The 12,295-nt window shown below is 40.9% G+C and carries 15 protein-coding genes; 5 read left to right on the forward strand and 10 right to left on the reverse strand.

All coding sequences use genetic code 11. The features are described 5' to 3' along the window. The first annotated feature begins 31 nt into the window (after positions 1-31). The 3 genes from RH40_RS00905 to RH40_RS20185 all read left to right on the forward strand — a co-directional run bounded on the left by RH40_RS00905 (position 32) and on the right by RH40_RS20185 (position 973). On the forward strand, positions 32-469 hold the full coding sequence (locus RH40_RS00905; RefSeq protein WP_009599360.1) for a hypothetical protein: 438 nt from the start codon (positions 32-34) through the stop codon (positions 467-469). Positions 470-495: 26 nt separating this feature from the next. Beyond that, positions 496-678 (forward strand): DUF1289 domain-containing protein, encoded by a 183-nt coding sequence (locus tag RH40_RS00910; protein WP_009599361.1) that lies wholly within the window; start codon positions 496-498, stop codon positions 676-678. Between the two features lie 88 nt (positions 679-766). Further along, positions 767-973, forward strand: coding sequence for a hypothetical protein (locus tag RH40_RS20185; protein WP_081454945.1), 207 nt, complete (start codon positions 767-769; stop codon positions 971-973). A 40-nt stretch (positions 974-1,013) separates the two neighbouring features. Here the strand turns inward: RH40_RS20185 and RH40_RS00915 are convergent, their stop codons facing one another. The 9 genes from RH40_RS00915 to RH40_RS00955 form a co-directional block, all read right to left on the reverse strand. Continuing rightward, on the reverse strand, positions 1,014-2,054 hold the full coding sequence (locus RH40_RS00915; protein WP_009599362.1) for a nickel/cobalt transporter: 1,041 nt from the start codon (positions 2,052-2,054) through the stop codon (positions 1,014-1,016). A gap of 57 nt (positions 2,055-2,111) precedes the next feature. After that, positions 2,112-2,840 (reverse strand): DUF1007 family protein, encoded by a 729-nt coding sequence (locus RH40_RS00920; protein WP_009599363.1) that lies wholly within the window; start codon positions 2,838-2,840, stop codon positions 2,112-2,114. 39 nt (positions 2,841-2,879) lie between these two features. Continuing rightward, on the reverse strand, positions 2,880-3,761 hold the full coding sequence (locus RH40_RS00925; protein ID WP_009599364.1) for a DMT family transporter: 882 nt from the start codon (positions 3,759-3,761) through the stop codon (positions 2,880-2,882). Further along, the gene (locus RH40_RS00930; RefSeq protein ID WP_009599365.1) at positions 3,754-5,031 is read right to left on the reverse strand and encodes an opine metallophore biosynthesis dehydrogenase; all 1,278 of its coding nucleotides are present in this window, start codon (positions 5,029-5,031) and stop codon (positions 3,754-3,756) included. The genes RH40_RS00925 and RH40_RS00930 overlap by 8 nt, the downstream gene beginning before the upstream one ends. Before the next feature lies 1 nt (position 5,032). Next, complete coding sequence (locus RH40_RS00935) at positions 5,033-5,818, reverse strand: nicotianamine synthase family protein (protein WP_009599366.1); 786 nt, start codon at positions 5,816-5,818, stop codon at positions 5,033-5,035. 25 nt (positions 5,819-5,843) lie between these two features. After that, on the reverse strand, positions 5,844-6,599 hold the full coding sequence (locus tag RH40_RS00940) for an ABC transporter ATP-binding protein (protein WP_009599367.1): 756 nt from the start codon (positions 6,597-6,599) through the stop codon (positions 5,844-5,846). Beyond that, positions 6,596-7,672 carry a FecCD family ABC transporter permease gene (locus RH40_RS00945; protein ID WP_009599368.1) on the reverse strand — a complete coding sequence of 359 codons (1,077 nt, stop codon included), beginning with the start codon at positions 7,670-7,672 and terminating at the stop codon, positions 6,596-6,598. Before RH40_RS00945 ends, RH40_RS00940 begins: the two co-directional genes overlap by 4 nt. A 1-nt stretch (position 7,673) precedes the next feature. Continuing rightward, on the reverse strand, positions 7,674-8,783 hold the full coding sequence (locus tag RH40_RS00950) for an ABC transporter substrate-binding protein (RefSeq protein WP_039953929.1): 1,110 nt from the start codon (positions 8,781-8,783) through the stop codon (positions 7,674-7,676). A gap of 321 nt (positions 8,784-9,104) precedes the next feature. Then, entirely contained in the window at positions 9,105-9,344 is a 240-nt protein-coding gene (locus RH40_RS00955; RefSeq protein WP_009599370.1) for a VPA0252 family protein, read from the reverse strand. Positions 9,345-9,545: 201 nt separating this feature from the next. On the opposite strand from RH40_RS00955, the gene RH40_RS00960 reads away from it, so the two are divergent. Next, entirely contained in the window at positions 9,546-10,442 is an 897-nt protein-coding gene (locus tag RH40_RS00960; protein ID WP_039953957.1) for a LysR family transcriptional regulator, read from the forward strand. 109 nt (positions 10,443-10,551) lie between these two features. Here RH40_RS00960 and RH40_RS00965 read toward each other — a convergent pair whose 3' ends face one another. Beyond that, a complete protein-coding gene (locus tag RH40_RS00965) occupies positions 10,552-11,028 on the reverse strand; it encodes a GNAT family N-acetyltransferase (RefSeq protein ID WP_009599372.1) in 477 nt (158 codons plus the stop codon). A gap of 399 nt (positions 11,029-11,427) precedes the next feature. On the opposite strand from RH40_RS00965, the gene RH40_RS00970 reads away from it, so the two are divergent. Further along, a complete protein-coding gene (locus RH40_RS00970; RefSeq protein ID WP_206536083.1) occupies positions 11,428-12,159 on the forward strand; it encodes a substrate-binding periplasmic protein in 732 nt (243 codons plus the stop codon). The last annotated feature ends 136 nt before the right edge of the window (positions 12,160-12,295 follow it).

The raw sequence follows: 12,295 nt of genomic DNA on the forward strand, positions 1-12,295 counted from the left end.
TTAGCGACGATAAAGAGTAAACTTGAAGTGTATGAAAGATATAAAAGGCGTATTTCGTAACCTGGAGAAAATGTTAGAACAAGCAAACTGGTTTGATGAAAACTGGGAAATTTATAATCGCGGAAACTACCTTCAACTATACAAAGTCAATTGGTTCAACCAAAAACAAGGAGGAGTTCATTTTGAGACGTTTATTGAAGCACAGCAGATCAAAAATAAGTCATTTCCAGTGTGCATGCATGCCGAGGAGGACTGCCCTTCTCAATCCATGTTTATTCGTGAATTGTTAGCCCACGAGCACAAGCGCATAGAGAGTTGGAAGGGGTACAAAACGCTCAATAATAGTTATGGTATCTGCCAGCGTACTTTACCACTCAACTTTAAAAACCTCGAACAAAGGTTGTATGAAGAATTCAATCGTCTTAGAACGCTAGAATCGAGTATCGACAGGATCTTATCTGATCTTTAAGTTCAAGGGGACCGTTAGGTTAGTCTATGAAAAAGCAAAAAAGTCCTTGTATTAATCTTTGTGAGTTTTCACAATCTAAAGGCTGGTGCATCGGTTGTGGAAGAACACGTAAAGAGTGCCAAGCATGGAAAACAATGAAGCCGTATGCGATTAAGAATTTAGAAAAAGAATTAAAAAGACGTATGTTACAAATCGAAAACAATGCGTGATATACCCAAGTGACCTCAAGATGCTAGGTTCAGCGAGAATGGATTGCTTGACAGGCAAGGCAACGATTTGAAAATCTAGTCATCTAAATTGAAAATCGGTAACGAAGCATGTAAAGCAAGACAACTCGCCCTTTGGGAGCGTGCCACAGTGCCGATTTCATCGTCAAACAACTTGGTAAGAGTCGACTATTACGCTGCGTTATTTTCCTTGAACTCAACACTGTGGCAACGCTCTGAATCCTGCATTTTGAAGTCACTTGGGTATACACCTCTTTTCTGGGCAGCCACCAAATAAAGTGGTGCCCACAAAAGCTGACTTTTGCCTCTTTAAAAAGTCACAGTACTGGCGAAATGCCATAGTCTTGACTGCTTGATAATAGTAAGCCGATACTCATTAAAAGTAAGCCACCAAAAAACTGTAGATAATAGCCAGCGAGCTGCCATGATTTGGTTTGGTCGGTGTTACCCTTTGACATATAACGCTTAACCATATTCTTACTAGTAAGAGTCAGGATTGCAATGATTGATGTGGTGAGCGCCGTGCCTCCAGCCATAGCAACTGCACTCATTACCCCCATCCAATAAGTGCCAACCATATTCGCAAAAAGTAGCGCCATGATAGCACCTGTGCAAGGGCGAATTCCTACTGTAATCACAATACCAACATACTCGCGAAGCGTCGACGCTCGGTTTATGGCATCCGCCTCAGCAACATGTTGATGACCACAACCGCAAGGTGCATTTGCATCGTGTTGGTGAGCTTGGGGGCTTAACGAAAGCTTGTTACTTTGCAGAGAAATAGGAGCCATAGAACTTTGAGCGGAGATCGGTCTAAGGGCTTTTACCTTCAGCTTACGAGTACTAATAAGATGATAAATCTGTTTGCCTGCTTTCCAACAAATTAATGTCCCCAATACCATCACCAACATAAAGCTGAGTGAGACAAATGTACTGGCTTTGTCATTGACCATCCGCATGGAGGCATTAAATCCCCACAATAAAATAGTAACAAGTAATATAGCAACCAAAGCTTGGCAAAGCGCAGACACGACTGTCAGTACTAAGCTTGCTCTCACCTTTGTAGGGTGTGTAGCTAAGTATGTTGACACGATGACTTTACCGTGGCCGGGACCTAGAGAATGCAACATACCATAGAGAAAACTAAATCCCACCAAGTAGCTCCCAGATACCAATGGCGTAGACTGTGCCATATAGAGTAAATCAGCCAGCTGGGTGTTAACTTTTCTCTGCCACTGTATAGATTCTACGACCAAAGATGGCCAAACTAACCACAATTGAAAAGCCGCGAAAGCGACGAGTGATAAAAAAGAAATAGCGACAAAAGAGCCTTTTTTTGTTGTTCCATTGAAATTCATTTATCTCAACCTTTTTGCTATACGTTGATTGTCAGAAATAATATTCAAAAACCTATTTCACGACGGATTAGTCACCGAGGCACAATGTACATTGACCGTTTGAGTGAATAATTGCCCTAAAGAATTGTCAGGATCTGCATCTTCGGCCAGTGACATTGCGTACACCATTTGATCAGGGGAAGGATTAGGTTCGACAAGATCGAGTCTACAGTTTTTTGCCAGTTCATCTGACAAAACGATATCCTGTTTCGATTTCCAAACCATATCAACGAAGTGACTAGAATCAAACACTAATAGACGCAACGTATCTCTAGTGACTGGCTGCTTTTTAGCTAAAGGTAAACGAAAACTTAACATCAACTTTGCTTTATCGCGTACCAGTTGTGGCTCTAACGCTGTTTGGTATTTGATCGGCTGATCGCCATCATAAAAGTAAGTAAAATAATGTTCACTCAACATATCTTTCACAATAGAATGGGCAACCTTCCTCAGTGTTTTTGGTTCATTGCCTTCTGATGTATCTTCTCCATCTAACATATAAGCTGAGGTCATAGCGTCAAATGTCCACTCCATCTTTAAGCCACTAATCTTCCCGTCTTGGCCTTCAATCAACGTCTTCATTTCGACCCAAGAATGAGGATGTGCGTGAATAAATGAGGGAAAGAATAAAATCGCCAGCCAACAGAAAGAAGTGAACCTCTTTTTAGCTTGAGTCTTAGCCGCCCTTAAGCCCAAAACTAGCCCCAAGATACTCATACAACTTTTTGAAACGTTGCTCATTTCCATGTCCTCCGATCATCACACCCAGTTTGTTTTCTATAAGTCTTATCGACTCTGTAATGGTTTTTCTTTCTCGGTTGCTGCTGATTCTTTTGCCGTTTTGTTCCAAGACAAGGCAATACAAGCAGCCACAATTATCAACGCCCCACAGACCGTCATCCACCCGGGAATTTCTTGCCAAAAAAGGACACCCCATAAAACGTTAAAGACCAGTCCTATATAGCGAGTTCCTGCCACAACCGCGGCATTTTCATGCGTGAATGCCTTGGTTAAGAATATTTGTCCTATGAGGGAAACAACACCTATCGCAATGAGGTAGAACCACGCTATTCCTTGAGGAATAACAAAAGTGTCTTTCATTAAATAACCAGAAACCAGCATCGCCGTCATCAAGAAGTAAAATACGATTTCGTAGGTATGGTGTTTTTTACTGAGGTGACGAATTGTTATAGACGCACCGGCAGCAAATAAAGCACTCGCGATACCGACCAGTGCGTAGAAATTAAATGATTGATAATTGAATGGATTGACAACAAGCCCCACTCCGAGCAAAACAAGTGGCAAAAGGATCCGCGCTTTTTGGGGTAAACGCTCACCCAAAACAAGGTTGGATAATAAGATAACAAAAAATGGCGAAAGATAGGCAAGAATTGCAGCATCAGCGAGTGGTATATGAGCGATCGTATAAACAAACGCTAATAAATAAAAGGCACCTAATAGGCCACGTAACACTAATACAGAAATGCCCGATGTCGAGAAAGAAACCTTTGCATGCTTCATTAAGGCTAAAACCAGCAGTGTACCAATGGCACTGCGAAAAAATACAATTTCAGCACTTGGAATCGTCAAACTCGCTGCTTTAATTAGCGCATTCATCACACTGAAAACAAATGCGGAGAAAATGGCTAGAGCCACACCTTTATTCATTGGTTACTCCTAGTTTCGGATAAAGCCATTTGAGGCTTTGAGTGGATTGATTGTGGCTCGACTGGAGAAATCGATTAGGATGTTGCCGATCTGCCAACCAAGATTCGAAAGTATTTAATATTTTTTCAACTGTTGGTAAGTGGATCTTGTGATATGAAGCAAGAGCGGAAAGCCAATATAGAGCCTGTATATCTTCACTCGGAATTCTAGGCCAGTCGCCTTTGTCTAAGTCACCTTTAATAAACGGTACCGCTGAAAAATCAAAATATCGCCCTTGAAGATCAGGGCTAGAAAAAGGATCAATCAAAATAGCACTGTAGCGTACATAAAGCCTGTATTCTTGCTCGATTTTTGAGCACTCACAGAAACTATCAATCTGTTCACGTGAAAGGCTTTCTTGGCGGACTGGGTAGTTATCATCATTTAGAAATTTCAATAAGTTAAAAGCCTCTCCCTCAAACTCATTGATTAGTAGAGAAATATCGCGCCACAATGAGACTAGTGTCTCAATTGATGCTGGCGTTATTGGCCCCTCAGGAAAAAGTTTATACATAAACTTTTTTTCCCCATCATCACCAAAAATATGATTTAAGCTAAAAGGTTGAATAAAAAATGCGGAGTGCACATACAGAGTAATATTGCGCCCTTCGACGCTAAAGCCGTTATCCAAAGCTAAAATCTCGACACCACACTTATTTAATGCCAACTTAAACAGTGAGAGGAAACCATTTTCGTGCTTACTGACGTATGTGTATATTTTCTTTTTAACTGCTTTTGTAACAACACTTAAGCTCTCTCTACCCTGACAAAATTTGGTCGCGGCATAGTAGTTGGAAAAAACAACAATATTTGGAGTCAGTCCTTGCTGCACAAAAAAACCTTTTGCGATACAGTGCCCACCAAACCAAGACGACAGCAACACGACTTCCCTTGCTCCGGCAATTGTTTGCTCCGGCAGCGCTTGTAGAACGGTTACGAGAGCACACGCTGGGGTAGCAAAAATAAGAGTTTCCCATTTCCCCTCTATCTGATTAATGTCATCAAAAACTCTATCAAATGAAAAGCACGATTCTAATTCTGTTAAACTCGGTTTTGCTACTTGAACATTGACTGTTTCCCCGTTGAGCAATCTATCTTTTCTCGCTTGCCAATGTACTGACCTTCGAGAAACGAGCCCCAAACAGGAACAATGCTCTCTCAGTATTGCAGCGGTCTGAAAAGCCGCAGGACCAGCACCGACAATCAAGACATGACCTAACTTATTTTCCACGCTAAATTCTCCCCATTACCACGGTATCGTATACTGCGGCTGCGTTGCTGACATGGTGACTATCCCATCCTTCCATCAATGTGGGATTAAATGGATAGTTAAAGGCAGACTTGAGACCATTACCAAATCGAACTAACACTCGGTGAGAGGGAGTCAATAGAGGTTTTAATTGATGCAGTACCTCCCACTTGTGTTCGACTAGAGAGGCAACAACAACATGGGTTGGTTTAAAGTCATTGAATTCTGTTACCAAATCTCGACAACCAAAAGTCGTCATTAAAGAGGTGCTATCTAGTCGATTAGCCATGGTGACTGCTTGTTCATCAATATCAATACCATGCACCGCAGCACCAGTAAGCTGAGCAATGGTAAAGGCAGAAAGAGGGTAAGATCCTGACCCAATAAACAACACCCTCGAGCTGGGCATCACACCTGCATGATCAAGTTCAACGTAAACATTGTTTGAAAGCTGACTTAAATATTCGCTGACATTTAATGCATGAGACTGGGCACATTCGGACTGATGTTTCTCTAGTAAGCACAGAGCTTTGATGGCAGTTTCTCGCAATCTTTTTAATTGTCTATCATGTTCTGGGTTGTGCCCAAGTTGATCACTTAAGTTCTGAGCTGATTCATCTAAGATCCAAGCACATAGCTCGTCGAGCTTGTCTTGAAGTAATGTAAAGCAATCACAACTTTCCGCACTATATTGTATTAATGTTTCTATTTGAGATTCAAAAGTCGAAATAGCCACTAATAATTCATAATGGCAATACTTCATCGTCATGGTCTCTCCTTGTTTCTCATTCACGCTATAAACGTACGGGCGTAATATATCTATGCCCTTTACTACAGATACCGACATCTACTTCTACTTGGTAGATTCGACTAAGAAGCTCTTCATTCAATACCTTATCGGGGACTCCCTCACCCTGTATTTGACCATGGTCGAGTAATAAAAGGTGGTCACAATAACGTGCTGCCATAGATAGGTCGTGTAATACTGAGATGGTGATACATTGATGTCTTTTTGTATAATCTCTCGCCAATTCAAGAACTTGAACCTGATGCTTAAGGTCAAGCGCACTAGTAGGCTCATCTAGCAACAATACTGAGGGTCTTCCAACCAATGCTTGAGCTAAAGAAACAAGCTGTTGTTGTCCACCACTCAAATCTGAGAACCTCTGGTTTGCCAAATGAATTAAATTCAATTCTTGGAGCACTGCTTCAGCTTTCGCTTCTTGCTCGGAGGAAATTTTCCAGTTCAGCTCATGTACCAAACCCAGTAGCACCACCTCAATGACGGTGAGGTAGCTCGACGTTTTATTTAGCTGGCATAGGTAGGAATAGGCAGAGCGGGAAAGTGTTTTCCCATTCATATCAAACGCCCCCATCGTCCCGGAATAAGCAATTAGGCCCATGATAGATTTAAGTAAGGTTGTTTTACCCGCACCATTTGGGCCAAGTATTGCAGTAAACTCCCCCGCTTTAAATGTGCAATTTATCGGTTTGATAATAGATTTATTACAGATATCTACGGCGACGTCGCATATGGTGAGATGACTCATACTCCACCTCGCCTTTTGAGTAAAAGATAAAGTAAAAAGGGAACACCAACTAAAGAAGTAATAATACCAATTGGAATAATGGTGCCAGGTATAATCAATTTGCCGACTAAAGATGAGACACAAAGTAAGGCTGCTCCCATCAAAGCAGAGAGAGGAAGGTAAAAGCGTTGATCCTCTCCAACCAGCAAACGGGAGAAATGAGGGGCAACTAGACCAACAAAGCCTATGGTTCCAACAAACGAAACCGCACCAGCCGTAAGCAGTGAGCAAAGTAAAAACATCTCTAAGCGTAATTTTTGTGTGTTTATGCCGAGTGATTGTGCTCTTTCTTCACCCATTGATAATGCAGTCAGGGACCAAACCTTGGGGAGGGTATAGCTAAGCCCGATAAGTAAAATACTTCCTGAGACTACAAAGGACAACCAAGAGGCCTTCAACAAACTACCGAATAGCCAAAACACAATTTGTTGCAAAACCTCTGGTGAAGCTAAGTACTGCACTAAAGATTGTAATGCTTGGAAGAAAAACAAAACTACAATGCCTGCCAGAATCAATACCTTAGCATCCATATCTTTTGAGCGACCAATAAAGTAGATAGCCATACTTGCAAGAGCAGATGCGATGAATGCGGCAATGGGAACTCCAAGCCAAGCAAATCCAAGTACAGAGAAACCAGTAATCAATGCAATTGCGGCCCCAAAACCAGCAGCAGCAGAGATTCCAAGTGTGTATGGACTAGCCAGTGGATTAGCAAGCAAGGTTTGCATCAAACCACCCGCCAACCCCAGAGATGCCCCTACCACCAGACACGTTAACGTTACTGGCAAACGCAGATGCCAAACAATCGTCGTTGAGAGCGTATCGCCATTAGGGCCACCAAACAACGCCTCTAACACATCACCAAGACCAATCCATGAAGCACCCGTGCTGATATCAAGCAACATCGCGGCGACTAAAACTGCGAAAGATAAGATTAATGACTTATACCTTTTCTTTTGCAATTTGTAATAAATGCCACCTCTCTTTTGAGAAGTAATATCGGAAGAAGGTAACACCTCATGGCGATTCAACATGTTACTTTTCCACCCGAATCATAAAAGTGCCCGCTAGCTTTTGCGGCATGTATTGTTCAAAAAACAACTTATGATGTTCCTGTGGATCAATATCTTGAAATACCTCAGGATAAATAGACTTGGCTAGAAACTCTAAAAAGACATGATCGTAGATGGTGCGTGTTCCAGAATGATACATGCCAAACACATTCTGATCTTTTACTGCAGAAATATGATGCCACCCTGAACGCTTTAAGTAAGGCTGATAACTCGCTTGAGCTTCTCCGATTGAAGTGCCAAAGCCTAGTAGTGCACTACCATCATGTTTAGCCCAATGCGCCCCTGAAATAAAGATAACCTGAGGATCCTGGCTAATCACAAATTCAGGAGTTAAGTGTGCTGAACCTTCAATTTTGCCATTGGCAATATTATTAGCCCCAGCAAGGTTAAGTAAATTCCCCCACATTGCGTTAGCGTAAGACTTGCCATACTCCTGTGCCCCACCCGTTCCTATTTCTACATAAACACGCCTCGCTTTATGCTTAGCTAAATAATTAGCAACCCGAGTTTGGACACGTTTGACCGTCTGTTCATAGTCTTTTGCGATGGCTTCTGCACGCTCTTCAGTTCCCATCACTTGGCCAATGATTCGAGCACTTTGAATATGTTTATCAAGAGTTTGTGCATTAAAATCGACAACTACAACCTTAATACCATTCTTTTCAAGCAACAACACCTTATCGCCAAGTGCTTTGTACTGCCATGCGGCAATCAGTGCGACATCGGGTTTTGTCGTTAAGAGTTTCTCAAAATCAAATGTTCCTGTGTAAATCGAACCAGAATCAGTAATTGTTTCTAACTCCGGAATAATTTTGCTGTAGGTTTGCCATTGTGATTGACGATAATCTTTCCATGAATGTCTGGGAAAGATAGCCACTTTTTGATAGCTATCAGGGCCCGCTATCGCCAAGTAGTCCTCGAAATAAAAACCAAGAAATAAGCGCTCTGCAGGCTTATCAAGAACCACTTTTCTTCCAATAACGTCCTGAATATGAATAGTTGCCCATGTGGGGAACACGACTCCCATCAAAAGACTTAAAAATACTAGCCACTGTTTCATTGTGTACTTCATCTTGTTTACAATCAGTTAGATACAAATAATTGTTACGTTATATCATAACAACCAAAAATGAAACAAGTTTTATAAATTGACGAAGGTAACGTTTTTAAAATAGGGTGTATAAAATGCTAGGTTTGATGAGAATGACTTATTTTGCAGACAATGTAATGATCTGAAAGTTTTGTCATCTAAATTGATAATCGGCAACAAGGTCAGCGAGACAACTAGCCCCCTGGGAACGCTTCTTGAAATCAACCGGGCATAAATACCCCAATAACAAAAAATGCTGCGTCAAGCGCAGCATAAAAACGGCAGTGTTTTTTATTTATGAGGTTAATCCCCGCGGCGTCCCGGTAAGATTATTTTTGGCGCTTGTTTCTCACCCGAAACCATAATGCCACCATTATTTGCTTTACTACGGCCTGTTAGCTTGTGTTGTTCGTTAACGCGCTGAACACTTACTTGATTTGCTTTATTTGTTCCCATATCCACTGTTCCAGTGAAGGAACCATCTTCAGCAAACGCAACATTTGCAAAACCTGCTATTAAGCCTAGTACTATTAGTTTTTTCATAACTTTACCTCTTATTATCAGTACATCGCTTCGATATTGAAACTTTAACAAGCCTCAACATATGGGACGAGGAAAACTCGAATTTACTAAATGGAAATCGCAGCAACCAGAAGTCTTAAAGTAGATATAGCTAAAATTGACGTTGTCTTGTCTATTCTCAGCTCGATTCAAGGTATTATGAACAAAAAGCTGGAAAAGCCGATGGTTCTTAATCTTGATATTCACAACATAATCGTATTAAAAAGAATGTACGAGCTACGAAATGTTCGTTTGGTAGCAGAAGCTCTAGGGAAGACCTCTGGAGCCATTAGTAAAAACTTGAGCAAAATTAGGTCGCAATTGAACGACCCATTGTTTGTACAAACCAAAAATGGCTTTGAGCCAACCTCTTTCCTTGAAGCTAATTTAAGCCATTTTGAACAAATTCTTTCCAGCGCTGAGTCAATAAAATCACAAGATTTTTCTCCCGAAACGCTTACAGATAAAATCATTATCTACGCACATACGCTATTCTGGGACCGCTTTGGTTCAATGCTCTACTTTCGTTTAAAGCAGCAAGCACCAAAAGCTAAATTTACTTTCCTTAGATGGGGAAATAATCCAAGAGAGCGCATGATAAATGGTGAAAATGCTGTTGCAATCCATTACTTTGATGAACACCTACCTTCATCTATCGTGCAAAAAAAACTTGGTGTGGGAAAAGCCTCTTTCGTCGTCAGAAAAGGTCACCCTGCACGAGACTTTGAGAGTTTAGTGCACTACCCAAATATTCTTTTTAAAACAGAAGGCTGGAACGACAATACTTACCCACTATTAAATCGCCTAAAAAATATTGGTATCAATATAGAGCCTATCGTTGAAATCGATCACCCCTCTAGTTTAAACAGTATATTGGTAGACTCAGACCTATTCAGTATCACCTTGTGCGGGGTTATCTCAGATGAACTTCGCACGATAGATTTTCCCAAAGACCTTAAGTTAGAGGTCAACCATATGATGAGCTTTCGCCGATCTCAGCAAAATGACCCTTTGAATCTATGGCTGTTTGAGGAAGTCCAGAGAATGTTGGCCGAACTGATAGAAATACAGACAAGGTGACTCGACTGATGGAAGAACCACAACGCAGAGTATCTCTCTGCGTTATTTTCCTTGAAATCAACATAATGGCAATGCTCTGAATCCTTTATCTTGAAACCACTTAGATAAATCACAAGTTTTTTTCCATCATCAATAAATCCCAACACTCTTCGTTAAACGTGCGCTGAATCATTTGTTTTTCAATAAAGCCGAGTGATTGATAACAATGTTTAGCGACAGAGTTATCTTTAAAGACCGCTAGTGATAAAACCTTTGCACGGTAGTTTTCTCTCGCCAATCGAATGACTTGCATTAACATTTTCTTTGCCAGACCTTTACCACGAAATCCATCATGAATGTAAACTCGACAGATCCGAAACCTAAAATCTGACTCACTCACTAACTCCACATAGCCTATAGGTTGAGAAGAGACCGTGAGAATAAATGGGGGTACCTTGGAGTTTTTATAATGACTCCAGAGTTGATCCAAGTCCAAGGAAAAAGTAAAGCATGGCCCGCCCCATTGAAAGTTCAATTCCTCATTATCAATCCAAGAAATTAATGTTAGATAGTCGTTTTCTATAAATGTTCTGATCTCTGTTTCCATATAAAGACCAATAAATGAAGTAAGTGATGAAAAGTTACCATAACAAATTTCTACGGTAAGATTTTATTTAAGGACTTTATTAGATAGCAAACAAAATTATTCTGGGTCATTTTAACCAGCTCAGCCAAAGTGTATGAATATGTGATCACCAGACTCGAAGTCTAAGGTTGGCCGAAATCTTACCGCGATCATTTTACTCTGTGATTAACGTCGAAAATATCATAAAAAACAGATGAATAAGGGCAATTTAAATCACATTTAATCATTCGATAGTGATCCTATTTTCAACTTTTCTCACAAACAGCTCGAAATGTTTGTCCAATGTCAGAAGTAGGCAAACATAATGTTAAAAAGCTTCTATACTAAACATTGCATTTGTTCACATTATTAAAGAGAAATATGATGAAAGTAATTGTTAGTATCTTATTTGCGATGTGGTCTACATCGGTCTTTGCTGGAAAGCTCACCGAACTCAAGTTTATCACCGAATCTTACCCTCCTTATAATTACCAAGAGAATGGTAAGCTAATGGGTATGTCTGTCGATATTTTAGAAGCTGCAACTAAAGCAGCCGGAGACCCAGTGATGAGGAAGGACGTTAAAGTTCAACCTTGGGCAAGGGGTTACGCGGCAGCACTCTCAGGTCCTAAGGTAGCACTTTTTGCTACAACACGAACCGCAGAGCGTGAATCAAAGTTTAAGTGGGTAGGTCCTATTTCAGACACCAAAGTAGTTATATTTTCAGCAAAGGATGTCACTGTAAATGGCGCCGAGGATTTAAAAAACTACCGTATCGGAGCAGTGAGAGATGACATAGGCGAGCAACTTCTAAAACAGCTCGGTGTCAAAGCTTCTTCTATCAAACTTCAGCCAAAAGCCGACTTACTCGTAAAACAATTAGGAGCTGGCCGGATCGATATGCTTGCATATGAAGAAAATGTTGCGTCTTACTTAATGAGATCTGCGAATATTGATAAATCAAAATTCAAAGTGGTCTATGTCCTAAGCGAAAGTCAACTGTATTACAGCCTAAGCTCTGATACTCCAGATGATTACGTTTCCATGTTACAAGGTGGGATCGACTCTATTACTTCCTCCGGTGTACTTGCGGAAATCAAATCCAAGTATTAGTCCGAAAACCTACAAGGGGCGAGTGTATCGCCCATTGTAGTTGTTTTGTCAGACCTAGACTCTTGTTATGGTGCTTCTTAAAACCAGCAAACTATAAAATTGTACTCTTCGCGCTCCCCAACCGCTGAGTCTAGCG

Source organism: Vibrio caribbeanicus ATCC BAA-2122 (assembly GCF_000165125.1).
Classification (GTDB): domain Bacteria; phylum Pseudomonadota; class Gammaproteobacteria; order Enterobacterales; family Vibrionaceae; genus Vibrio; species Vibrio caribbeanicus.